28 protein-coding genes are annotated in these 24,991 nt (G+C 45.7%); all 28 read right to left on the bottom strand.

Annotated features, from left to right (window positions below; all coding sequences use genetic code 11):
• Window positions 1-132 precede the first annotated feature (132 nt).
• The 28 genes from pnp to LSG31_RS15980 all read right to left on the bottom strand — a co-directional run bounded on the left by pnp (window position 133) and on the right by LSG31_RS15980 (window position 24,988).
• Window positions 133-2,214 (bottom strand): polyribonucleotide nucleotidyltransferase, encoded by a 2,082-nt coding sequence (gene pnp / locus LSG31_RS16115; protein ID WP_347436087.1) that lies wholly within the window; start codon window positions 2,212-2,214, stop codon window positions 133-135.
• A gap of 216 nt (window positions 2,215-2,430) precedes the next feature.
• Entirely contained in the window at window positions 2,431-2,700 is a 270-nt protein-coding gene (gene rpsO, locus LSG31_RS16110) for a 30S ribosomal protein S15 (protein ID WP_347436086.1), read from the bottom strand.
• A 76-nt stretch (window positions 2,701-2,776) separates the two neighbouring features.
• Window positions 2,777-2,998, bottom strand: a complete 222-nt coding sequence (locus LSG31_RS16105) for a hypothetical protein (protein WP_347439538.1) — start codon at window positions 2,996-2,998, stop codon at window positions 2,777-2,779.
• 5 nt (window positions 2,999-3,003) lie between these two features.
• A complete protein-coding gene (locus LSG31_RS16100; RefSeq protein WP_347436085.1) occupies window positions 3,004-3,234 on the bottom strand; it encodes a hypothetical protein in 231 nt (76 codons plus the stop codon).
• A gap of 179 nt (window positions 3,235-3,413) precedes the next feature.
• The gene (locus LSG31_RS16095; protein ID WP_347436084.1) at window positions 3,414-4,358 is read right to left on the bottom strand and encodes a bifunctional riboflavin kinase/FAD synthetase; all 945 of its coding nucleotides are present in this window, start codon (window positions 4,356-4,358) and stop codon (window positions 3,414-3,416) included.
• 15 nt (window positions 4,359-4,373) lie between these two features.
• A complete protein-coding gene (truB, locus tag LSG31_RS16090) occupies window positions 4,374-5,294 on the bottom strand; it encodes a tRNA pseudouridine(55) synthase TruB (RefSeq protein ID WP_347436083.1) in 921 nt (306 codons plus the stop codon).
• Window positions 5,295-5,298: 4 nt separating this feature from the next.
• The gene (locus LSG31_RS16085; protein WP_347436082.1) at window positions 5,299-6,267 is read right to left on the bottom strand and encodes a DHH family phosphoesterase; all 969 of its coding nucleotides are present in this window, start codon (window positions 6,265-6,267) and stop codon (window positions 5,299-5,301) included.
• A gap of 20 nt (window positions 6,268-6,287) precedes the next feature.
• Complete coding sequence (gene rbfA, locus LSG31_RS16080; protein ID WP_347436081.1) at window positions 6,288-6,632, bottom strand: 30S ribosome-binding factor RbfA; 345 nt, start codon at window positions 6,630-6,632, stop codon at window positions 6,288-6,290.
• Between the two features lie 118 nt (window positions 6,633-6,750).
• On the bottom strand, window positions 6,751-9,243 hold the full coding sequence (gene infB / locus LSG31_RS16075) for a translation initiation factor IF-2 (protein ID WP_347439537.1): 2,493 nt from the start codon (window positions 9,241-9,243) through the stop codon (window positions 6,751-6,753).
• Window positions 9,230-9,586, bottom strand: a complete 357-nt coding sequence (locus tag LSG31_RS16070) for a L7Ae/L30e/S12e/Gadd45 family ribosomal protein (RefSeq protein ID WP_347436080.1) — start codon at window positions 9,584-9,586, stop codon at window positions 9,230-9,232. Before LSG31_RS16070 ends, infB begins: the two co-directional genes overlap by 14 nt.
• The gene (gene rnpM / locus LSG31_RS16065) at window positions 9,576-9,860 is read right to left on the bottom strand and encodes an RNase P modulator RnpM (RefSeq protein WP_347436079.1); all 285 of its coding nucleotides are present in this window, start codon (window positions 9,858-9,860) and stop codon (window positions 9,576-9,578) included. The genes LSG31_RS16070 and rnpM overlap by 11 nt, the downstream gene beginning before the upstream one ends.
• A gap of 21 nt (window positions 9,861-9,881) precedes the next feature.
• On the bottom strand, window positions 9,882-10,967 hold the full coding sequence (gene nusA, locus LSG31_RS16060; RefSeq protein WP_347436078.1) for a transcription termination factor NusA: 1,086 nt from the start codon (window positions 10,965-10,967) through the stop codon (window positions 9,882-9,884).
• A 61-nt stretch (window positions 10,968-11,028) separates the two neighbouring features.
• Complete coding sequence (rimP, locus tag LSG31_RS16055; protein WP_347436077.1) at window positions 11,029-11,493, bottom strand: ribosome maturation factor RimP; 465 nt, start codon at window positions 11,491-11,493, stop codon at window positions 11,029-11,031.
• Window positions 11,494-11,711: 218 nt separating this feature from the next.
• Window positions 11,712-12,875 (bottom strand): 1-deoxy-D-xylulose-5-phosphate reductoisomerase, encoded by a 1,164-nt coding sequence (locus tag LSG31_RS16050; RefSeq protein ID WP_347436076.1) that lies wholly within the window; start codon window positions 12,873-12,875, stop codon window positions 11,712-11,714.
• A 66-nt stretch (window positions 12,876-12,941) separates the two neighbouring features.
• Window positions 12,942-13,742 (bottom strand): phosphatidate cytidylyltransferase, encoded by an 801-nt coding sequence (locus LSG31_RS16045; RefSeq protein WP_347436075.1) that lies wholly within the window; start codon window positions 13,740-13,742, stop codon window positions 12,942-12,944.
• Window positions 13,743-13,756: 14 nt separating this feature from the next.
• The gene (gene uppS / locus LSG31_RS16040; RefSeq protein ID WP_347436074.1) at window positions 13,757-14,530 is read right to left on the bottom strand and encodes an undecaprenyl pyrophosphate synthase; all 774 of its coding nucleotides are present in this window, start codon (window positions 14,528-14,530) and stop codon (window positions 13,757-13,759) included.
• A 195-nt stretch (window positions 14,531-14,725) separates the two neighbouring features.
• Window positions 14,726-15,283: a ribosome recycling factor gene (frr, locus tag LSG31_RS16035; protein WP_347436073.1), complete on the bottom strand. Its 558-nt coding sequence runs from the start codon at window positions 15,281-15,283 to the stop codon at window positions 14,726-14,728.
• The gene (pyrH, locus tag LSG31_RS16030) at window positions 15,283-16,008 is read right to left on the bottom strand and encodes a UMP kinase (RefSeq protein WP_347436072.1); all 726 of its coding nucleotides are present in this window, start codon (window positions 16,006-16,008) and stop codon (window positions 15,283-15,285) included. The genes frr and pyrH overlap by 1 nt, the downstream gene beginning before the upstream one ends.
• A gap of 103 nt (window positions 16,009-16,111) precedes the next feature.
• Window positions 16,112-16,762, bottom strand: a complete 651-nt coding sequence (gene tsf / locus LSG31_RS16025; protein ID WP_347436071.1) for a translation elongation factor Ts — start codon at window positions 16,760-16,762, stop codon at window positions 16,112-16,114.
• Between the two features lie 142 nt (window positions 16,763-16,904).
• The gene (gene rpsB / locus LSG31_RS16020; protein ID WP_347436070.1) at window positions 16,905-17,600 is read right to left on the bottom strand and encodes a 30S ribosomal protein S2; all 696 of its coding nucleotides are present in this window, start codon (window positions 17,598-17,600) and stop codon (window positions 16,905-16,907) included.
• A gap of 256 nt (window positions 17,601-17,856) precedes the next feature.
• Window positions 17,857-18,357, bottom strand: a complete 501-nt coding sequence (locus LSG31_RS16015; RefSeq protein WP_347436069.1) for a hypothetical protein — start codon at window positions 18,355-18,357, stop codon at window positions 17,857-17,859.
• Complete coding sequence (locus LSG31_RS16010; protein ID WP_347436068.1) at window positions 18,357-18,824, bottom strand: hypothetical protein; 468 nt, start codon at window positions 18,822-18,824, stop codon at window positions 18,357-18,359. The genes LSG31_RS16015 and LSG31_RS16010 overlap by 1 nt, the downstream gene beginning before the upstream one ends.
• A 51-nt stretch (window positions 18,825-18,875) precedes the next feature.
• Window positions 18,876-20,336: a flagellar assembly protein A gene (locus LSG31_RS16005; RefSeq protein WP_347436067.1), complete on the bottom strand. Its 1,461-nt coding sequence runs from the start codon at window positions 20,334-20,336 to the stop codon at window positions 18,876-18,878.
• Between the two features lie 46 nt (window positions 20,337-20,382).
• A complete protein-coding gene (locus tag LSG31_RS16000) occupies window positions 20,383-21,150 on the bottom strand; it encodes a sigma-70 family RNA polymerase sigma factor (protein ID WP_347436066.1) in 768 nt (255 codons plus the stop codon).
• Window positions 21,151-21,184: 34 nt separating this feature from the next.
• Complete coding sequence (locus LSG31_RS15995; RefSeq protein ID WP_347436065.1) at window positions 21,185-21,661, bottom strand: chemotaxis protein CheD; 477 nt, start codon at window positions 21,659-21,661, stop codon at window positions 21,185-21,187.
• Window positions 21,658-22,290: a chemotaxis protein CheC gene (locus LSG31_RS15990; protein WP_347439536.1), complete on the bottom strand. Its 633-nt coding sequence runs from the start codon at window positions 22,288-22,290 to the stop codon at window positions 21,658-21,660. Before LSG31_RS15990 ends, LSG31_RS15995 begins: the two co-directional genes overlap by 4 nt.
• Window positions 22,291-22,295: 5 nt before the next feature.
• On the bottom strand, window positions 22,296-22,775 hold the full coding sequence (locus LSG31_RS15985) for a chemotaxis protein CheW (RefSeq protein ID WP_347436064.1): 480 nt from the start codon (window positions 22,773-22,775) through the stop codon (window positions 22,296-22,298).
• A 50-nt stretch (window positions 22,776-22,825) separates the two neighbouring features.
• A complete protein-coding gene (locus LSG31_RS15980) occupies window positions 22,826-24,988 on the bottom strand; it encodes a chemotaxis protein CheA (protein WP_347436063.1) in 2,163 nt (720 codons plus the stop codon).
• Window positions 24,989-24,991: the final 3 nt, after the last annotated feature.

Genomic DNA, 24,991 nt, shown 5'->3' with positions numbered 1-24,991 from the left:
TCCCAAACTTCCTTCTTCTCGCCATTTGTTAACGTGCGCAAGAAGCGGTTGGTTCATACAAATGAAATAAGAGGCAGATTCCTCTGTCTCTTGTTTACATGTTCAATATTGAGTTTGCATTTCGAGTTTGATTTATTGCTTCATTTCTTTTAAAGCTTCTTTGCGGGACAAATTGATTCGTCCTTGCGAATCGATTTCCGTAACTTTTACAAGGATTTGATCGCCGACGGATACGACATCCTCTACTTTTCCTACACGCTCTTCCGCCAATTGGGATATATGCACCAATCCTTCCTTGCCGGGAAGAACTTCAACAAATGCACCGTATTTCTCCACCCGCGTCACTCGTCCTGTGTACGTCTGACCGGCTTCCACCTCGCGCACAATGCCTTCAATCATGTTGCGCGCTTTTTCGCCGGACTCCATTTCCTGTGCAGCGATAAAAATGCGGCCATCTTGTTCGATGTCGATTTTGACGCCGGTTTCCTCGATAATTTTATTGATGACACGCCCGCCCGGGCCAATGACTTCGCGAATTTTATCAGGGTTGATCCGCAGCGTGATAATACGCGGCGCAAAGCGGGACAATTCCTCGCGGGGCTGATTGAGAGCTTCCAGCATCTTGCCAAGAATAAACATCCGGCCCGCATGTGCTTTCTCCAATGCCTGCTTTAAAATCTCGCGATTGATGCCTTTAATTTTTATATCCATTTGCAATGCAGTAACGCCTTCAGCCGTACCTGCCACTTTAAAATCCATGTCGCCCAAATGGTCTTCCATGCCTTGAATATCCGTTAATACAGCGACATGGTCGCCTTCTTTTACCAAACCCATCGCTACGCCGGCAACAGGCGCTTTGATGGGAACGCCTGCATCCATCATCGCCAATGTACTGGCACAGATGCTCGCCTGTGACGTCGATCCATTGGATTCCAGCACTTCAGACACCAGACGGATCGTATATGGAAACACATCTTCCGAAGGAATGACAGCTTCGAGCGCCCTTTCCCCTAATGCACCATGCCCGATATCGCGGCGGCTCGGCGCACGGGGCGCACGGGCTTCTCCCACGCTGAAAGGCGGAAAATTGTAATGATGCATGAAACGTTTGGATTCTTCCAAGTCCAATCCATCCAACACTTGTACATCACCGAGGGCGCCAAGTGTGCAAATCGACAGTGCTTGCGTTTGTCCCCGCGTAAACAATCCGCTTCCGTGTGTTCGGGCCAGCAGTGAAACTTCACTGGAAATCGGACGAATTTCGTCCAACCCCCGGCCATCCGGACGGGAATGTTCAAATACGATCGCATGGCGGACCTGCTCTTTCACAATATCATAGAGAACTTCCGAAATATCGTCCACCAGATCGGGATATTGCTCATCCAATGCCGCATGGACTTCCGCCTTGACAGCATCAATCGCATCTTCCCGCGCATGCTTCTCCACTGTCTTGATCGCTTGCTTCAGCTGCTCCGTTGCCATTTCCCGAACCACTGTATTGATATCCTGATCGACTGCATGCAGCACGACATCCATTTTGGCTTGTCCAGCCTCAGCGGCCATCTGTTCCTGAAATGCAACTACTTTCTTGATATGTTCATGCCCATACATGATTGCTTCCAACATCACTTCTTCCGGCACTTCTTGCGCGCCTGCTTCGACCATCACGATTGCATCCTTGGAACCTGCAACGACAAGATGCAGATCGCTTTTCTCCGCTTCTTTCACAGTAGGATTGATGATAAACTGTCCATCGATCCTTCCTACGATCACACCGGCAATCGGCCCGTCAAAAGGAATATTGGAAATCGATAACGCAGCAGATGATCCAACCATTGCCGCAATCTCCGGCGCACAGTCCTGATCGACAGACATGACGATCGAAACCACTTGCACCTCGTTTCGAAATCCTTCCGGAAACAGCGGACGAATCGGGCGGTCGATCAGACGACTTGCCAAAATGGCTTTTTCACTCGGCCTTCCTTCCCTTTTAATAAATCCTCCGGGAATTTTTCCAACTGCATACAAACGTTCTTCATAATTCACTGTCAATGGGAAAAAATCAAGATCTTTCGGTTCTTTTGATGCTGTCACCGTACAAAGTACGGCAGTATCCCCGTATTTGCACAATACGGCGCCATTTGCTTGTTTTGCCAGTTTTCCGGTTTCCAAAACCAACGGTCTGCCGGCAAATTCCATCTCAAAACGATGCATATGTATACAAAATCCTCCTTTCATAAGTTCCATCTGTCTGAATTTGCGTTCTTGAAGCATTCCGCAAAATTGCAAATATCGACTGCTTTCGAAAATCTGATGTTACAGCTTTTATTCTGCATCATTCAGTTGGTTTCCTTCAGTGGAAATTTTTAAATATCTTTGAAAGGCTTACCAAACCCTCCATGTAAAAATAAGAAGCGGGAAACCCGCTTCTTATTTACGAAGTCCAAGCTTATCGATCAACACACGATAACGAGTTACATCTTTTTTCCGAAGATAATTCAACAAGTTACGACGATGACCAACCATTTTTAAAAGACCGCGACGGGAATGGTGATCTTTTTTGTGAACGCGCAAATGTTCGTTCAAATAATTGATCTTTTCAGTCAGGATCGCGATTTGCACTTCCGGGGATCCTGTATCTGTGTCGTGAACTTTAAATTCGCCAATTAAGTTTTGTTTACGATCTGTCGTCAATGCCACGACATCTTCACCTCCTTTTCACCTGTAACCCCCCAAGCAAAGTAGACGTCGGAGTCGTCGCTCCACCGCGCTTGGGTTACTTGCCAATCACTGTAATGACCAGGCGACCTTGCAAGATATCCTTAGCAACAATATCAAATCCGCGTCCATTTGTCGAGACAAATCCGCGAAATCTTGTAGCAATCGGGATCGTTCCTGGAATCCCCTTAACAGCTTTGACAATATCGTTGACAGAAATACCTCGTTGACGATCTTCTTGCAAACGTCTGCGAGCATGACCGGATACGATGACCCGCATAGCGATCACATCAAGTTCAGCCTGAGATGATTCGACTCTTGTTGATACTCGATAACCATCGAAAAAAGCGCATCTTGATAGGCAATCCGTTTTGCATGCATGATTCCCGATTTGCGGTAGTAGCGCGACATTTCGCGGTACAACTTTTTGAACTCGGAACTGCAACAGATTTTTGCAACTTCCCGACAAATATTCAACAATTGCTCATCTTGATGATTCGTAACGCCCGGGCCCATAGGTGCATCCTCCTTCACACAGTACATGTACGGTTGCAGGAAAACGTCCGAAGCCTAGCAATGTGTACTAGTATAGCAAACATAGAATCATTAGTAAAGCAACACATGCAAGCATTCGTCATATCATTCATATCATTAATATCTATTCACATCGAGGAATGTCCTAGAATCACATGATTTCACAGAAAATCCTGTTCTTCCAATGCAACCAAAGCAGCTTTGCAATCTTTCCCAATCTGGCATATCAATTCATCCGCAGATGAGAAACGTTGCTCCGGTCGGATAAAATCGATGAAGTAAACTTCAATGCTTATATCATATAAATCTTCCTGAAAGTCAAAAAGATGCACTTCCAAAGAGAGTTGCTTGCTGTTCTGAACAAACGTCGGCTTAAAACCGATATTCATAACTCCATTATGAATCGCACCATCGTACTCAACTTTGACGGCATACACGCCGGTACGAGGCTCCACATATTTATCTTCCAATACGATATTGGCTGTAGGAAAGCCAATCGTCCTGCCCCGTCCTTCTCCATGAACCACTTTTCCGGAAATCATATACGGACGCCCGAGCAATTCCCGAACCAGACGGATATCGCCATATTGCAATTTTTCCCGCACCAGTGAACTGCTTACTTTCTCGCCATACAGATTGACAGGCGGGAGAATCTCTACCGGAATGTTTCGGGGGGCGCACATCTCTTTTAGCATTTGTGCATTTGCCTTGCCGCCTGGACCAAAAGTAAAATCAAATCCGACAATTACGTGCTGGATTTCATTTTCAAAAATAAACGACTTCACAAATTGCTCTGCTGGAACATTGGCAAACTCTTTTGTAAAACTAATCAGAAATACATAGTCAATCCCCATACTCGAAAACAGTGACAATTTTTGTGATCGGGGTGTCAGGGAATGGTCGTATTGCGTACCATGCCCCAAAACTTGCCGCGGATGAGGAGAAAACGTCATGACAGATGCACGGATTCCTTTTTGATTTGCCAATTCAACAGCACGCTTTAACAGTTGTTGATGTCCTATATGTACTCCGTCGAAATTACCGATTGTCACTACAGACGGGAGAACCCGTACCTGTGTTCCATGATCGATGTGCAGGATGTCCATGATTCTCCTCCTCGTTTACGAAAACACTTTTTCGGGCTTGGCAACATCTGACCCATGCTCATTATGCGCGATGCGATAAATGGCAATCAAATCATCCGTATGGCTGACGACCTGGATCAAACAATCCTGTGGCCATCGTCTATGCAATTGCAGCGGCGCTAATGAAATCGATTGTCCGGATCGCATCCGCTTCTCGAGTCCCTCACTTACCTGCCATACGGGTAAATGTGCAACAGCCGCACGAGGCGCACGAATGACCCGTCCGATATCCCCCTCATTCATCGCGCTCTGAACTTCTGCAAGAGTATATGCTTCTCCCAATGAAAAAGGTCCCGAGCGCGTCCGTACCAAGCCTGACATATGCGCCGGACAGCCTAGCCATGCGCCGATGTCGTGGCAAATCGTCCGAATATATGTGCCTTTGGAACACGTCACATCAAATAGTACTTTCACTTCATCGTTGCTTGTCTGGAATGATACAAGCTTGATCTCGTAAATGTGAACTCGACGTTTCTGCAAATGCACTTCTTCGCCAGCGCGAGCCAACTCATACGCCCGCTTTCCCTGTACTTTTAACGCAGAATACGCGGGCGGCGTTTGCCAAATCCATCCTTGAAAATGTTCGAATGCATGCTGCACATGCTCTTCTGTGATTCCGTCAGGTGACCCTTGCGCAACCAATTCACCGCTTGCATCTTGTGTGGCCGTAGAGTACCCAAGCGTCATTTCCGCACGATAGGATTTGTCCTGATCTTGAATGTATTCTATCAGTCTAGTGGCTTGTCCGATACATAAAGGTAGAACTCCTGTCACATCCGGATCCAGTGTTCCAGAATGACCAATTTTACGCTCGTGCAAAATCCGCCGGACTTGACCTACCACTTGATGTGACGTCATCCCTTTTTCTTTATGAATGATAACAATTCCTGATCTCATCGTATTAAGCCTCAGTCAAACGAGTTTGAACAGCCGTTAAGACCTTTTCCATCACTTCTTTTAATGACCCCTCAACCATGCATCCGGCAGCCCGGGCATGACCGCCGCCGCTAAATTCCACCGCAATTTCACTAACGTCTACATAATATTTGCTGCGTAAGCTCACTTTAATCCGTCCATCCCCAGATTCACGGAATGCCACTCCCACTTCCACGCCTTCAATGTTTCTGGCAAAATCGACAAGTCCTTCACACTCATCTTCCCGTGCCTTCGTCAACTCCAACACATGGCGGGTGGTTACGATCCATGCAAGCTTTCCGCTGTCATCCCTTTGAATCGTAGGAAGACATTCTTTCAACAATTGTAATTGGGGCCATGTAAAAGTTTCCAATACGCGATCGGAAACATCATACGGCGATACGCCGGCGGCGATCATCTCAGCACCGATCGCATGGATTTCTTGTGTTGTGTTGCTGTATCGAAAACCGCCTGTATCGAACAAAATACCGGTATAAATACATACTGCCAACTCCGGAAAGAACGGAACATCCAGTGTTTTTGCCAAATGATAGAGAATTTGGCAAGTAGCAGCCGCTTCCATATCGACTAGATTTACAGTCCCAAATCGATCATTTGTACGATGATGATCGATATTTAACAACTGTGTGTCCACTCCAATCGCCTGAATCCCTTTGCCCATCTGTTTCCGGTCGCCACAGTCAACTGCAATCACCGCCTCAACAGGGGATATGGCTTCAAATACTTCAAACCGATCCGACAGCGGCAAAAACTGATACTTTACAGGAATTGCCGACTCATGTACCAAGCGACAGGATTTTCCAAGATGACTCAACATGTGTGCACATGCTAATGCAGCGCCGATCGCGTCCCCATCGGGGCGTACGTGAACAAGGATCATAAAGGAATCATGAATCTGAATGAACTGTGCAGCTGCTGCCAATTCCGAGGCCATCAACACGCATCACCTGTTTTCTATTCGGTATCCAAACTGCGCAATACATCATGAATTCGTTCACTGTAATCCAAAGATCGATCTAATGAGAAGCTGAGTTCCGGTGTATGCCGAATGCGCAGCCGTTTCCCCAATTCCGAACGGATAAAGCCGCTCGCCCGCACCAATGCCTGCAAGGTATGATCCCGTTCTTCTTCCTTGCCTAACACACTGATAAATACTTTTGCGTAGGAAAGATCACCTGACACTTCCACATCAGTAATTGTCAAAAATCCGATCCGTGGGTCTTTTAATTCATAACGGACGATATCGTTGATTTCTTTTTTGATTTGCTCTCCCACTCGACTGACTCGTACCTTCGCCATCAAGTTCGCCCCTTATAAAGGCTGTTCAAAACATGAATGACTCCTTTTGAACATCCCAAGTGTTGTCTTTTCGGAACACAGAGCAACAAATACCAATTGTTGAATGTTCCAGTCTCTCTTAGTGTGCCTTAACTGCCTCCATTGCAAACATTTCAATCATGTCCCCTTCTTTCAGGTCATTGAAACGTTCAAGGGTCAATCCACACTCAAAACCTGTCAATACTTCCCGCGCATCGTCTTTGAACCGCTTGAGGGTCTCCACTTTTCCTTCATAAATGACAATTCCGTTCCGGATCAAGCGGCAATCGCCATTGCGCTCCAATTTTCCTTCCGTTACATAACAACCGGCAATCGTTCCGACCTTGGATACCTTGAATGTCTGGCGAATCTCCGCATGGCCGATAATCACTTCTTTGTACTCGGGATCCAACATCCCTTTCATTGCTGCTTCAAGTTCTTCAATCGCCGTATAAATGACCCGATACAAGCGTACATCCACTTTTTCCGATTCTGCCATCTTTCCGGCATTCGGTTCCGGGCGAACGTTAAAACCGAGGACAATCCCGTTTGATGCAGTTGCCAAAATGATATCCGACTCGGTAATGGCACCGACGCCTTGGTGTATCACACGGACGCGAACACCTGCGATATCAATTTTTTCCAAAGCTCCCCGCAACGCCTCGACAGATCCTTGAACGTCTGCTTTTAAGATGACGTTCAAATCTTTTACTTGGCCCTCTTGGATTTGTTTATACAAATCATCCAGCGTGACACGGGTCTGTGCACCCATCTCGGCAGCCCGCAGTTTATTGGAACGTTTTTCAGTCAAAGCTCTTGCTTTACGCTCATCGTCATATACGACAAATTGGTCTCCCGCATGCGGCACATCGGAAAGCCCAATAATCTCCACTGGCGCAGATGGGCCTGCTTCTTTCACACGACGACCGCGATCGTTGACCATCGCGCGCACACGTCCATATGTCATACCGGCAACAACAATATCGCCGACTTTCAATGTACCGTTCTGAACGAGCACCGTTGCTGCAGGTCCGCGAGCTTTATCCAATTGCGCTTCGATAATCGTACCACGCGGACGACCATCCGGATTGGCCCTGAGTTCTGCCATTTCAGACACCAGCAAAATCATTTCCAGCAATTCTTCAATCCCTTGTTTCTTTAACGCCGAGATCGGTACGAAAATCGTTTCGCCGCCCCACTCTTCCGCTACCAAACCATGCTCTGTCAATTCTTGCTTAATCCGGTCCAGATTGGCATCCGGTTTATCGATTTTATTGACAGCAACGATAATTGGGACATTGGCCGCTTTCGCATGGTTGATCGCTTCAACGGTCTGTGGCATGACGCCATCATCCGCCGCAACGACCAAAATCGTAATGTCCGTTACTTGTGCGCCACGTGCACGCATCGTCGTAAATGCGGCGTGACCGGGCGTATCGAGAAATGTAATTTTCCGATTGTTGATTTCTACTTGGTATGCCCCGATATGTTGGGTAATACCGCCAGCTTCCGTGGCTGTGACTTTCGTTTCACGAATCGCATCCAACAATGTAGTTTTTCCATGATCCACATGTCCCATAATAGTAACAACCGGCGGGCGATTCACGAGGATGCTCGGATCCTCTTCTTCCACCAGCATGTCTTCCGCTTCTTCGTCACGAGGCGCTCGCACTTCGACTTCAATGTTGTACTCGCCGCCCAGCAACTCGATCGCATCCGTATCGATTTCCTGGTTAATCGTCGCCATCATGCCAAGGAACAACAGTTTTTTAATCACATCTGCCGTTTCTTTTTTAAATAATTTTGCGACTTCAGCAACAGTCATTGGCGAATCAATCGAAACCTTTTTCGGTCCTTCCGGAACTGCCGGTCGAGTTTGCGGTGCAGTCGGCTGCTGGCGATCTCTTCGTCTTGGATCTTGCTTTCCTTTTGGCATGTTGTTCCTGTTATTGCCGCCTTTATTAAAGGAACCGCTGCGATTCGCTTCTTTCCCATCCGCAGGTCCACGTACACCAGGCTTTTGTTTCTTGATTTTTTCTCCCCGCACCTGTTTTTTATCATCGTCGAGTTCAAATGCGTCCGGCTGATAATTCATGACGATATTCTGGTTGACAACAGGCGGTTTCGATTGACCTGATTGACCTGATTGACCTGATTGACCTTGTTGCTTCCCTTGCTGCTGCATTGGTTTCCCCTGATTGTTTGAAGTGTTTGCAAAAGGACGATCCGTGTGCTTTCGCGCATTGGCATTCGGTTGTTTCCCATTCATATGTTCATTCCCGCGGGAATGGGATTGGTTTCTTTGTTGCGGATGAGTTTGTTTCCGCTGATGCTGTTGTTCCTGTCGACTTCCGTTATCTCGGTGTGCCTGTTTGGGTTTTTCTTGGTGCCCCGTTGCTTGCGGCTTTCCTTGGTCCCCTGGCTTTGTCGAATGCTTTGCTTTCATATCCCGGAAAAATTGATCCACTTTTGTGATCATTTCATCATCCATCACACTCATGTGATTGCTCACAGAAAGATTCATTCGACTTAAAATTGTGATCAGCTCTTTGCTTGTTATTTCATGTTGTTTCGCGTACTCATAGACTCGCATTTTCGTCAAATCCGTCACCCCCGTTGTTTTCCCTTGCCAATTCTAACAAACGGTTTGCAAAACCATCCTGTGTTACGACAATTACCGCCCGCTGTTCTTTGCCAAGCGCCTGGCCGAGCGTATCCTTGTCCCCCATTACTACTAACGGTACCTGATACGATCTGCATTTATCATGATATTTTTTAAACGTATTCGGACCGGCATCTTCTGCGAGAATGGCTGCCTTCGCCTGTCCCTGACGAATGGCTTGCAGACATGTCCCATCTCCCGTTAGAATCGATCGGGCACGCATAGCCAATCCCAACAATTGAAAAAACTTTTGTTGATTTGAATTATGATTCATTCTCTTCCTCTTCCGGCGGTACATTCGCACTCAATTCATCGTATACTTGATCCGGAACGGAAACTTTTAACGATCGATCCAACGCTTTTTTCTTCTTTGCCGCCAGAAAACATTGCGCAGTTCTGCAAACATACGCGCCTCGTCCCGTTTTACGCCCCGTCGGATCCAATTCAATCGTATCAGCTGGCGTATGTACAACCCGAATGAGGCTGCGTTTCGGTTTCATCTCCTGACAACCGACACATTTTCGTAAAGAGATTCGTTTTTGTACCATTTTGAACCACCGTCCGTTATCCTACAGTTCGAACTGATCATCTGCGACATCGTCCAGCCGGGTGCTCGGTTCAAGACCTGCTTGCGACTCACTTTTAATGTCAATTTTCCAATTTGTCAGTTTGGCAGCCAAACGGGCATTTTGTCCTTCTTTCCCAATGGCAAGAGACAGTTGATAATCCGGCACGATGACACGCGCAACTTTTTCATCTTCCAAAATTTCCACTTTGACCACTTTTGCCGGACTTAATGCATTTGCTACAAACATTTCAATTTCGTCATTCCATTTTACAATGTCGATTTTTTCACCGCGCAACTCATTGACGATGGTCTGTACACGCACACCTTTCGGCCCCACGCAGGCGCCGACAGGATCCACATCCGGATTTTTTGCGTATACTGCAATTTTGGAGCGATACCCCGCTTCACGGGCAACCGACTTGATTTCTACGACCCCATCATAGATCTCCGGCACTTCCAATTCAAACAATCGCTTTAAAAGCCCGGGATGTGTGCGGGACAGAACGATTTGCGGCCCCTTTGTCGTGCGTTCGACCTTTGTAATATATGCTTTGATTCGATCGTTGTGTTTGAAATGCTCTGTTGGCATGACTTCATGAAAGGGCAACAAAGCTTCAACCTTCCCCAAATCAACAAAATATTTCGATGCATCATGCCGTTGCACAACACCAGTCACAATATCTTCTTCCCGATCGACAAACGCTTCATAGATCAATCCGCGTTCCGCTTCCCGAATTCTTTGCGTTACTACTTGTTTTGCCGTTTGGGCGGCGATTCTGCCAAAATCCCGCGGTGTTACTTCAATTTCCACAATATCTTGCAGTTGATACGCAGGGCTGATTTGCTTCGCAGCATCCAGAGAGATCTCCAAGCGTGAATCGGCGACTTCTTCAACAACCGTTTTCCTCGCAAATACTCGCACATTGCCGCTGATGCGATTGATATCGACACGTACGTTTTGTGCGGAGTTGAAATTCCGTTTGTACCCGGAAATCAATGCGGCTTCAATCGCTTCAATCAAAATCTCTTTACTAATACCCTTTTCTTTTTCTAACTGCTCTAACGCATCCATGAAATCCGTATTCATGAACTGGTTTCTCCCCCTTTCATTTACTTACAAGCGAACGAAATTTCCGCTTTGAAACATGTTAAAAATCGACAACGAGACGAGCCGAGGCGATTTTATCAAACGGTATCGCAACTGTATCTTTCCCTGTATGTATCGCAACCGTTCCGTCCATTACTTCTGCAATCGTCCCATCGAATGATTTCATGCCATTGATCGGTTCATACGTAGTGATCCATGCATGTTTTTCTATGGCCCGCTCAAAATCCTTCAACTTCTTTAAGGGGCGCTCTGCACCCGGTGAGGAAACTTCCAAAAAATACGAATTAGGAATGGGATCGACTTCATCCAGCTTCTCGGATAAACGTTCACTGACACGCCCGCAATCTTCAATATCGACATTTCCGTCAGGGCGGTCAATAAAAACACGCAAAAACCAATGGGTTCCCTCTTTTTTGTACTCGATCTCAACCAATTCCAAAGAAAATTCATCAATGATCGGTTGAACCAGTTCTTCAACGACTTCCGTAACTTTGCGTTTCGCCATGTGCACCCTCCTTTAAACAAAATCTATGTATACAGGCAGTGTAACTCACATCATCGACATGAAACATGATTCAATACCAAAATCCCAGTTGAAAAAGGCGTAAATAAAATGCAAAGAGTGGGTTCCCCCACTCTTTTACTCATCTAAAGTATTCTCTCAGACAATGAAAATTATAGCATATACATGCTGCAACCGCAAGCAATAGGGAAGCATTCAGGTTACATCGATGGTGTATGCTTGTGAATCGCTTCATCTATCTTCTTGCGCGCCCAGCGGTCCGACTCCAGGATCTCGTCCAAGCTTGGATGTGATAACGTATGATGCTGTTGCATTACATCTTCCACATGCAGCTCAATTTTGGAAAACGGCACGCGCCCTTGCAGTACATGCTCTACGACGCGTTCATTTGCAGCATTTAATACCGCAGGCAGTGATCCGCCGATCCGCAGTGCATCATAAGCCAACGACAGCGCCGGAAACCGTTTCAGATCCGGCGGATAAAAATCGAGCTGCATGTATGTATGAAAAGCAAGCCTTGGCCAATCCGCCTGCATTCGCTCCGGATAGGCAAGCGCAAATTGAATGGGAATCCGCATATCCGCAGTTCCAAGCTGCGCCAGAATGGAATGGTCAACAAATTCCACCATCGAGTGGACAACACTTTGCGGATGAATGACAACATCGATCGCATCTACAGGCATGGAAAACAGCCATTTTGCTTCCATAACCTCCAAGCCTTTATTCATAAGTGTCGCCGAATCAATCGTAATTTTCGGGCCCATGACCCAATTCGGGTGCTGCAAGGCACTTTCAATCGTGACATCATGCAACTGCTCGCGGGTCAACGTTCGAAAAGAACCGCCGGATGCCGTCAGCAAAAGCCGCTTTACTTGGGATAGCGACCGCTCTTGCAAACATTGAAAGATCGCACTGTGTTCACTGTCTACAGGAAGAATTTTCACATTGTGTTTGGACGCTTCTGCCATTACAATTTCTCCGGCACTTACTAATGTTTCTTTATTGGCAAGAGCTATATTTTTCTTTGCCTGTATGGCCCGCAATGTCGGCTTAATCCCCATGGCCCCGACAACGGCTGTCACTACCGTATCGGCGGAAGACTCTGCAGCCACATCACAAAGTCCTTCTTCTCCGTAAACGATTTCCACATTTTCAGTTCCAATCAATTTCCTGAGCGCTTGCGCATGTACCTCATCCGCAACACAAACGATTTGCGGATGAAATTCCTTGATTTGTTGAGCTAAGCGTTCCACATTTGTCCCTGCTGCCAATCCACTGACGCGGTATTCCAAATGTCGTATCACGTCTAACGTCTGTGTCCCAATGGATCCCGTAGAGCCAAGGATCGTAATGGATCGATTCATACGGTATCCCACCTCATTTTCTAAGCTTCATGCAAAACGATATCTCAAAAAAATTCTATCTGCTGCCTATAGCCAAAAGGTATGGATATACCAGAATGCTAAAGGAGCAGCATAAACAAAACTGTCAAAACGATCGAGGGCGCCGCCATGTCCGGGCAGGATATTTCCAGAATCTTTCACACCAAAATACCGTTTCACGGCCGACTCCACCAAATCTCCCATTTGACCGCAAATGGAAACCATGCATGCGAACAAAGCAACAGAAATTACAGGAATGGAAAGGGATTGTAAAACGAAAGAGACGTAAAGAATACTAATAAGAACAGCTGTTACAATCCCGCCAAGGGAACCGGAAATTGTTTTATTCGGACTAATTTCCGGCCATAACTTCCTCCCGCCAACGGTTCGTCCAACAAAGTACGCTCCTGTATCAGTGGCCCAAATCACAAGCAGAAACAAAACAAAAAACTCGGTTCCAAACGCTCCTGACCGTATCGCCAATGCACGTTCAAAACCAAAGGACAGATAGGAAAAACTAAATGTACAAAATGCGGCATCCAGGAATGTAAATGCATTCTTTCGTATGACAGACCAAGCGAGCGTCACGCATCCGTATATATAGACCAAAACGCCATATCCGATGGACGGCAAGAACAATAGTTGTTGACCAGGGATAAAAAAAGCCAGAAGCAAAAAGCCGAGGAGAGCCGGAAATGTAAGAAAGTGAATGCGTTTCATAGAAAGCAGTTCGTGAAACGAAACGATCGAAAGCAATGTGATAAACAAGGAAAAAGCCAGTCCACCACGCCAAAAAAAGAAAAGAAACACGGCTGCACCCAATATGCCTGTTATCATTCGTTGTCTCACGCCGTGTACACCTCCTACTTCAACCCACCAAACCTGCGACCCCGCAATTGAAACGAACGAATCGCTTCATAAAAGTGTTCCCTTGTAAAATCCGGCCAATACACATCTGTAAACCACAATTCAGAATATGCCAACTGCCAAAGCAAGAAGTTGCTGATGCGAATTTCTCCGCTTGTCCGAATCAGCAAATCCGGATCCGGCAAATCATGTGTCAATAAATACGAGCGAATCGATTCTTCCGTAATTTCCTCTGGCAGCAAGATCCCCTCTTTCACATCTTCTGCAAGTTTTCGAATCGCATCCGTTATTTCCCGGCGACCGCCATAATTTAATGCAAAATTTAAAATAATGCCTGTATTTGAACGGGTCTGCTCAATCGCTTCCCGCACGGTTTCTTGTGTATATGCCGGCAATCGATCAAGCGCCCCCATAAACCGCATCTGCACGTTATGTTTCATCAAATCATGCAATTCAAGACGTAAAAATTCTTCCGGCAACCGCATTAAAAAATCGACTTCCTGACGTGGACGCTTCCAATTTTCTGTAGAAAAAGCGTACATCGTCAACACTTTAATGCCGATCTCATCAGCGGCGATTGCAATATTTTTGACAACTTTCATACCCGCACGATGACCGGCAGTACGAGGCAACCCACGTTTCTTGGCCCATCGTCCGTTCCCGTCCATGACTACCGCAACATGATAGGGTACCACCGCATTGTGGTCGAGCGATTGATCTTGTGTAGACTCCAGGGACGAGCCGAAAAACCCTCGTATTCGTTGCAGCATATAGGACATCTCCCCAAAACATTCAATTCCTTACGATATTATACAATTGATTTATACTTATGCAAATGAAATCAAGCTACAACTGCAAAAAGAATTGCAATCCTTTGTCAGGCCGGATCTTTCAACGATCAAAAAACATAGAAACGTTTCTATTATATGAAGCAAGCATCCCCCTTCTTTCGGAAGGGGGAACCATTAAACTTCCAACAATTCTTTCTCTTTTGTTGCCAGAATTTTATCAATTTCGCCGATATATTTATCTGTCGCATGTTGAATCTTTTCTTGCGCGCGTCTGCTTTCATCCTCGCTAATATCGCCATTCTTTTCGACTTTCTTCACTTCATCATTCAAATCTCTGCGCACGTTTCTCACGGCTACACGGCCTTCTTCCGCCATTTTCCGAATTTGTTTGACAAGTTCCTGGCGGCGTTGCTCCGTCAATTGTGGAATGACAATTCGAATCACGCCACCATCATTTGTCGGCACCAATCCAAGATCCGATTTGCTGATTGCTTTTTCAATGGCACCCAAGCTTCCTTTGTCCCAAGGTTGAATAACCAAAAGCCGCGGCTCTGGAGCTGAAATATTCGCCAATTGATGAATCGGCATGGTGCTTCCATAATATTCGACGACAATCTTATCCAGCAAGTTCGGAGTCGCACGCCCTGCACGAACTGTAGCAAATTCCTTGCGCAGCGCTTGAATCGATTTATCCATCCGCTCCTCTACTTTTTTCAAAATATCCTGAACCATTATTCTTCCCTCCTGACGATTGTCCCTATTGTTTCTCCCATAACCGCGCGTTTAATGTTTCCTTCTGTTGTAATCGCAAACACGAGAATCGGAATATTATTATCCATACATAAAGATGTAGCTGTTGAATCCATGATACCCAATCCTCGGTTTAATACTTCCAGAAACGTGAGAGAATCAAATTTTGTTGCATTTGAATCTTTTGCCGGATCTGCATCGTATACGCCATCCACTTTGTTTTTTGCCATTAAAATGACTTCTGCTTCAATCTCGGCAGCGCGCAATGCAGCAGTGGTATCTGTAGAAAAATACGGATTGCCGGTGCCTGCTGCAAAAATTACAACACGAGATTTTTCCAAATGGCGAATCGCCCGTCTGCGAATATAAGGTTCTGCTATCTGGCGCATTTCAATTGATGTTTGCACACGGGTCACAACGTCTATTTTTTCCAGTGAATCCTGCAAAGCCAAGGCGTTCATGACAGTGGCCAGCATACCCATATAATCGGCAGAAGCACGATCCATCCCCTGGGAACTGCCGGAGACCCCGCGCCAGATATTGCCTCCTCCTACAACGACGGCAACCTGCACGCCCAACTGAACAATCTCACCGATTTGTCGGGCGATTGATTGTATGACAGTTGCATCAATTCCAAAACCGGCTGGACCCGCCAAAGCTTCCCCAGACAGTTTCAAAATGACGCGCTTATATTTCGGTTCGAGCATGTAATGGCCTCCGCTTCCTAACTCTGTTCTACAACAAACCATGAAATCCTGCTATTCATTAAAAAGGGAACACCTACAGTGTTCCCTTCCCTTTCAGTTTTTCTTACAGTTTCGCTTGAGCCAATACTTCTGCGGCAAAATCGTCTTGCCGCTTTTCCAAGCCTTCACCCATTTCAAAGCGAACAAAACGACGTACGGAAATGTTTTCGCCAATTTTAGCAATCGTTTCATTGACTAATTGTTGAACGGTCAAATCCGGATTTTTAACAAAAGGCTGCTCCAACAAGCAGAATTCTTTATAATACTTTTCAATACGGCCTTCCACCATTTTATCTACAATATTCGCAGGCTTGCCTTCATTCAAGGCTTGTGCACGCAAAATTTCTTTTTCTTTTTCGAGTGTTTCTTGCGATACTTCTTCACGGCGTACAAATTCCGGCTTTGCGGCGGCAATTTGCATCGCGATATCTTTTACTAATGTACGGAACGCTTCATTTTTGGCAACAAAATCGGTTTCGCAGTTTACTTCAACAAGAACTCCAATCCGTCCACCGGCATGAATATACGATTCGACAAGTCCCTCCGCCGTGATCCGACCGGATTTCTTCGCTGCAGCAGCAAGGCCTTTTTCACGCAAAAACTCAATTGCTTTTTCCATGTCGCCGTTTGTTTCCGTTAATGCCTTTTTACAATCCATCATCCCTGCGCCTGTCTTTTCACGCAGTTCTTTCACAAGACTAGCAGAAATACTCATTGGTATCCCTCCACAATGTAGTTGTATGCTGTTTTTATGTATGGATGCAAATCGAATCCGTCCATCTGTGACGTATGTTTTCATATAGAAAAAGGGTGATGACGGGTGCCAACCCCCGCAACCACCCCATCATACAGTATTATTACGCGGTTTGCTCGCCTTGATTCCCTTCGAGAATCGCATCTGCAATCTTCGCGGTAATTAATTTGACTGCACGAATCGCATCATCATTACCAGGAATCACATAATCCACTTCATCCGGATCACAGTTCGTATCGACAATTGCAACGATCGGAATTCCCAATTTACGCGCTTCCGCAACAGCAATACGCTCTTTGCGCGGATCAATGACAAATAATGCGCCTGGAAGCTCATTCATGCCTTTAATTCCGCCCAAGAATTTTTCCAAACGCTCTTGTTCTTTCCGAAGAAGAATTACTTCTTTTTTCGGAAGGACAGCGAACGTTCCGTCTTCCTCCATGCGCTCCAATTGACGAAGGCGCTCAATTCGTTTTTGAATCGTGTTAAAGTTGGTCAATGTACCACCCAACCAGCGTTGGTTGACGAAATACATGCCGCAACGTTCCGCTTCTTCATGCACAGATTCTTGCGCTTGCTTTTTGGTTCCGACGAACAGCATCGTCTTGCCTTCCACAGCAAGATCGCGCACAAAGTTATACGCTTCCTCAATTTTCTTGACAGTTTTTTGTAAATCAATAATGTAAATTCCGTTACGTTCGGTGAAGATATAGCGTCCCATTTTTGGATTCCAACGACGTGTCTGGTGTCCGAAGTGAACCCCTGCTTCAAGCAGTTGCTTCATTGAGATAATCGCCATCTTCACACCTCCTCCCATGGTTTTTTTGCCTCCGCATTCTTCATCCATACATATAACTGAGCTGTTGCTTCAGCACCGATATGCACATCGGAATGCGTGTGTATTCACACCGTGAAATAATATACCAAATTTTTTGCTTCAATGCAAGCAAAGTCTCTTTATTTGTGAAGAAGTTCCCTGTGTTCCATCTATCATAATTTCCATATGGAAACAAATGTGATTGACAATTTGCAAATTCGTTTACCCGGGCTTTCTATTACTTTGTGATGATTGTTAAAACTGTTTGATTGTCTGTATGCATAGGAAATGCATATACACCAGCTTTGATAAACGAATGCAGTTGATTCGTTGCCTGCACGAACGACGAAACATCATCGATGACGCCGGCCTTGTTTAACAATTCACCCGTTTCCGATACGGTCAGTCCCGGCTGAATCGCTACATACACCTGGTTTTTGCCCACATTTGAGCGGGACGAAGATGCAGCAATGGTTTGCTGAAGTTGTTTCAATTGGCCTTGCAATTGCGTGAGTTGTTTTTTTTGTGCAGCATACGCGTCTTGTGTCAAGACGACTAAATGCCGACTGGCGGCAAGTTGTTGAATTTGTTGCGTGGTATATGCCGGATTTTTATCAGGACTCGCAGACTGATTCCCCGTATCTCCTTGATACTGAGTAAAAAATAAAATAGCGCCAAGAATGCATGCACTCCATATGCCGATACTGCAGCCGATATAAAACGTACGTTCTCTCCACATTACCTGGCATCTCCTTGGTTTTGCCGCATAAGCCTTTGCAGAAGTTGGATTTCACCGATACCGACTCCTGTTTCACGAGCGATTGTTTGAACATCCTTGCCATTCTTCAACAGCGTCACTACTTGCAAATGTCTTGGCGAATAGGCAAGACCTTCCGTCACATTTGCGCCTGCCGTTTGCTCTGATTCAAAATTCCTTTCCGTGTGGGAGAGGTGTTTTATCCGTTCTTCCTGCTGTTTCACGATTTCGCTTAATGAGTCAATCGCAGTCTGCATTGCCATGATTTTGCCGTGCAGCGTTTCGGCGATTGCCGACTGTTCGGCGCTCATTTTTTGAATCACGTGTTCAAAGCGCTGCTGCATTTGCAATTCCGCTGCGCCGCCGGACTGTTTTTGCCCAGGTCGTGCCAATGCATACAAAAATATCGCTACACCAACCAATGCCAGATAAAGTATGATATGCGCCATGTGCATTCCCTTCATGATTGTTGTCGTTTTCTATGATTTACCATTGTCCATTCACAATCGCTGTCTATGATTTATCGTTGAAACATCATACGTCTCAGGGGTAATTGTTTCATTTTTGACAAAATAGCGAGTCGGTTGTGTTCGTTCATCCTGCACATGATAGAGATAGTTGTCGATTCCGATCTTTACACCCGGATGCGTTCTTTCTTCTCCTACTACGTACGATTTGCCGGACAGAACGAGTTGTCGGTCGATTTCCGTTTGTCGTTCCTGCTTTATTACAATTTGTTGTTCAACAAATTCCAAGGTTTTCTCAACGGAATGTTTCAATTGTTCCTTTTCCGGTGATAAGGGCTTGCCCATTTGCACACTTGCATGGAATATGGAGATGGCCTGCAACGATTTTACCCGTGTATTCTGCAATTCTTTCAATTCTCGTTCAATCTGCAAACGTTCCGCCCGCAAATCCGGCCGAACGCCCACCGTTAATTGGGTAACAGTTGCCATTGGGGAACCGAGCGTTCCCGCCACAATTCGTTCACCGGCGTTGACGCTTCCTCCAACGATTACGCCTTTTTTTTCAAAGACGATGACATCCCGCATTGCAGTTACATCGCTATGCATAATGCTGTCCTGTATCAAACAATCCATGCCGGCGATGACTTTCCCTGTTTGAACAAACCGTGTTCTGACATTCCTGCCTGCCTGAACGACGCCTTTCCCGCGCGATTGAATGCCTCCGAGAATATGCACGTCCCGACCGGCATGAACAGATGCCGCTGCTACGGAACCGTCAATCTGTATATCCCCTTCTGCTTCGATACGAAAACCGTCTAATACACTGCCTTTGATATGCACATTGCCCAAAAACTTTATATTGCCTATAGAAAAATCCACATTTCCTTCAACGGTATACGTCGAAAACACATGGAGCTGATTTTTTGTCGGTATATATACCAGATGTCCATCTGCAGCTGCCAATATAGACTGGCCATCATCGGCAATTTTCACATTTTCTCCAAATGGCAACTGCGCATCCTTCGGGTGTGGATGCGGCAATATTCGGCCAAATACATCTTGTCCATCTCTGCCTGGTATCGGTGGAATTTTTTTGGCAATTGTCGTTCCTGCACGTACACTGCAGATATCTGTTATATGAAAAAAATCGACCCGGTCATCCGCCAACAATCTTGGACGGACAGTTCTGGCATCACCAGAAAGAACTTCTACCACTGCATCCTTACCTAAAACAGGCGGAATTCCCGTTGCAATTTCAACACTTTGCCCCCTGTATTGAAAGGGGGTCGTTGCGATTGCGGATATCACAACCGTCTGCAAGCCAAATCGAATCCCTTTATTTTCGAGCCAATGTTCCATTCCGCGAGCTGTCAGCAGAGGGATTGACCCGGATTCAGAATCATTTATATGTATCTGTATATATGCATGCATCCGATCATCGGAAATGGTTACATGCAAATGATCTGTCCACCATTTTTGTTCATTTTGTTCCATACCCCGCAACCTCCTCCAGCGCAACATGCTTTCTTGGGTCATACAGCTAATTGAACCATTCTTTCTTTTTCCGACTCAATGCCCCACGCAATCGATATGTTGCTTTTGTATGAAGTTGTGAAATTCGAGAGACGGTTACATCCAGTATCTCCGAAATTTCTTTAAACGTTAATTCTTCATAATAGTACAAAGTGACCACTAAGCGCTCTTTTTCCGGCAAGCGTTCGATTACTTGCAGCAACGCTTGCTCCGCCTCAGATCGTGTAATAATTTCAAGAGGATTCGGACTATCCGGATCTGATACCAAATCAGAACGAACGTCATTCTCATCTTCCGCAACGGAAGCATCCAGCGAACTGATTTGCAACGCTTGGGACTCCTGCAAAGTCCTGTGCAATTCCCCTACTGTCATATCTAAAAAAGATGCAATCTCATCATCTGAGGCTGATCTTCCCAATTCTTTTTCCACGATTTCATAAGCATCTTGTATGCTTCGTAATTTACGCCGCAGCGATCGGGGCGCAGGGTCTAACTTGCGCAGTTCATCCAGAATCGCCCCGCGCACTCGAAAATACGCATACGTTTCAAATCGAACTGCCATTGTGGTGTCATACCGGTCAAATGCGTTCAGTAAACCAATAAATCCTGCACTTATTAAATCTTCGCGGCTTAAAACGGCAGTTTCCTGAATATGCAATGCATGTACAATGCGAATAACGAAAGGACGGAATTCCCTGAAAAGCTCATCCATAGACAACATGCATTTCTGTTGTTTCCAATTGTGCCAAAAATTTTGCAATGCATTTGCATCCATCAGTTCGATTCAGCCCCAAACCAGCTAATAACAATCATATGGTTTTTAAACCATTTTTGGCCGTCCGAATAATAAGACTGCCATCCGTCGCAAAAAATTCAATGGTACGGCCGCAATTTCCGCCAGTGTCCTCGATCAAAACAGGGATTTTGTATGCTCGCAACGACAGTTTAACTGCCTCCACATTTCTAGGACCAATTCGCATTAAGTCATTCGCGCCTGCAAACGAAAACATCTGGGCGCCACCGGCCAATTTGGCAACCAATCGATTTGTTGCTGCCCCACGATCCAACATTTTTCGAATTAAAAGCGGAATCGCCGTATTGGCATACTTTGCCGGGGTTTCAGGGCTCCCTTTTGCTTCTGGCAGCATGACATGTGCAAGTCCGGCGATTTTTTTCAGCGGATCATAGATGGCAACGCCTACACAAGAGCCTAATCCGGTGGTTCGCAAGGAATCCGGCGATTCCGAAATATTAAGATCAGCCATCGCAACTTTGACTACATTCATATCGAGTCCACTCCTAAAGCAGCAAGCAATTGGCTAACCGCACCTGGATCAGGCAACAGGAAAAAATGGCCTTCGATATCCGCTTTTCCTTGTAAAAACGTAGTATCGACAACTAGCGCATATTCCCCGGCCTCACCTAATTGCATCAGACCTGCACTTAATATGGCTCCTGCCATATCGATTGCAATTGCCGGGACAGATGGCGTCATGCGTTTTTTTGTAAACTCCGCCAACGATGACAAATAGGAACCGGCCAGAATATTGCCGACTTCCGATAATGCAGAGAGTTCCATTTCCGAAAAGTCATCTTGGTCTTCGGGCGGCGCAATCTTTGCATTATTCATAAATGCCCGGACCAATTTCTTGGCGCTTTCAATTTGCAACAGAAAAAACATATTGCCGGGTATATCTCCGCTCATCCGCAAAAACACGCCGACGACGAGTTGTTCACTGCCACCGAGAACATCGGCAATTTGATCAAAAGAAATCAATTGGACGCTTGGTACGAACATATCGACTTCTGTGTGCAGAATCTCTGATAATGCTGTCGCAGCATGACCTGCTCCAATGTTGCCTATTTCACGAATGACATCATATTGAAATTCGCCTAATTTAAGAAATTCGTCCATCATGCCTATTTCTCCAGATGGTTCAACTGTTGAATTTCTTCCGCGCTTAATACTTTGGTCAAATTCAATAAGATTAACAAACGGTCAGCCAGCTTGGCGACACCTGACAAATAGGCCGCTTGGATGCCGCCAACAACTGCCGGCGGCGGCTCAATGGAAGATTCCTGAATATCGACAACATCATTGGCGGCATCGACGATTAATCCTACTTCCATCGAATCGACCGCAACGATGATAATTCTGGTATTCTCGGAATGCTCTTCCTGCGCCAACCCGAAGCGCTCACGCAAATCGATAATCGGCGTGACGACACCGCGAAGATTAATCACACCTTTGACAAAATTCGCTGTACGCGGAACTCTGGTAATTTTTTGCATGCGTTCAATCGAGCGGACTTGATTGACATCCACTCCATACTCTTCATCTTTCAAACGAAAAACAATTACTTTCCGCTCCATGCTTCCTTGCGTCATTTCAACAGCCATTCCATTTCGCCCCTTTGTTCATAGTAAAAAATTATAAAAAATCATTGTTATCAAGAAATAATTGCGTTGCAGTCAATAATCAAAGCCACTTGTCCATCACCCAAAATGGTCGCTCCGGAAATCGCGAAAACATGTGACAAATATTTTCCAAGAGATTTTAACACAATCTCCTGTTGACCGATAAATTGGTGAACCTCAAGTGCTGCCAGCCTTTCTCCTTTGCGAACCACGACAACGTTCCGTTCTTGCTCCGACCATTGTTCCGTCTCCGAGATCTGGAAAAACCGACTGAGCGAAATCAATGGCACTACGTGTCCGCGGAAGTCAATGACAGCTTGACGGTGAACGGTTTTAATATCCGATTTTTTAATCATTGCCGTTTCGATAATCGAACTTAGCGGGATGGCATATGTTTCATCATAAATTTTCACAAGCATTGCTTGAATGATCGATAATGTCAATGGCAGTTGGATGATAAAGCTTGTCCCTTTGCCAAGCTGAGATTTTACAATGACTCGTCCACCGAGTGATTCAATTTTATTTTTTACGACATCAAGCCCGACACCACGCCCTGAAACATCCGAAATTTTCTCGGCAGTACTAAATCCGGACTGAAACATAAACAAGAATACTTCTTCATCACTCAAACTATCTGCTTTTACTTGTGTCACGAGACCACGTTCCACAGCTTTTTTTACGATTTTCGAGCGGTCAATGCCATTTCCATCGTCCGTAATTTCAATAAACACGTGATTGCCTGATTGGTATGCATGCAAATGAATCGTACCTGTTTCCGGCTTGCCGTTTTGCATGCGTTTTTCCGGCGCTTCCAAACCGTGATCCAGTGCATTGCGCAGCATATGAACCAATGGATCTCCGATTTCGTCAACAACCGTACGATCAAGTTCCGTCTCTGCACCTGTGATGTTAAAATCAACCTTTTTGCCAAGTTCTTTTGCCAAATCGCGAACCATGCGCGGAAATCGATTAAAGACAGTCTCTACGGGAACCATTCGAATGGTCATGACAAGGTTTTGCAAATCGCTGCTGATTCGGCTCATATGTTCGACTGTTTCAATTAATTCCGGATGATTCATATCGCGAGAAATTTTCTCCAGACGAGTCCGATCAATGACTAATTCACTAAATAAATTTAAGAGTGTGTCCAAACGCTCTGTATCGACACGCACCGATTTGCTCGCCGTTTTGTGCCCATGTTGGACAACATTCGTGCCCGAATTTGGCTTTGCGGATTTCCCTGTCTCCGGTACATCATCTGCAGCGTTTCCCTGATTAGCACCAGGACTTTGCACAAAAGTGGAATTTGCATCTGTGCTTTTTGCATATTCTGTTGGATTTGGACCGGGTTGTTCCCCCTGTTTTGACGGCGTCAACTGGGAAGTTGCAGTACCTATATTCGTCAATTCCGCAACATCGATGGAAGCAACTTCCGAAATGCGCAATCCAACCGCTTGTATCGACTCAGAAGATTCTGTAGTCATCAGCAGCAAACGAAAATCAAATTCAAAATTTTCCTGTTCCAAATCTTCAACGGATGGCTCAGCACGCAAAAGTTCGCCAATTTGTTCATACGCATCTACGACCATATACGCCCGCGCAGCGCGCAGCATGCATTGCGGAGATAATGTTACTGTAACGATGTATGCTGTAAAACCTTTTTCAACGGCCTGCCCAATCACGGCTTGTTCATATTGATTCAATAAAAAATCGGTTTGATCTGCTGCGTCCGCACTTCCTGCAACTGGCGCAACCGTTGCGGTTGCCGCTGCTGCCTCTGCTGCCGCCAGTTGCTGTGCTTCCGTCATCGGTTTTCCAGCTACCAGCGCCCGCAACAGCTCGACCTGTTGTGAAATATCGATATCCGTATCGCTGCCTCGTTCAATAATCGACGACAACTGGGCTTCCAATAAATCGACACATGTAAATAAAATATCCATAACTCCTGTGGTCACGTTGAGTTTTTCGTTTCGCATCAAATCAAGAGCGTTTTCCATTTCGTGAGTCAAATGCGCCATTTGTTCAAATCCCATCGTTGCAGCCATTCCCTTAAGAGTATGGGCCGATCGGAAAATCACCTGAATCGTATCGAGCGAATCCGGCGACTGTTCAAGGTTCAATAGCTCATCATTCAATGACTGCAAATGCTCTCTTGATTCGTCGATAAACATTGATAAATACTGATTCATGTCCATGAC

It is taken from the genome of Fodinisporobacter ferrooxydans, from assembly GCF_022818495.1.
Classification (GTDB): domain Bacteria; phylum Bacillota; class Bacilli; order Tumebacillales; family MYW30-H2; genus Fodinisporobacter; species Fodinisporobacter ferrooxydans.
This window is presented reverse-complemented; position numbering and strand designations above follow the sequence as displayed.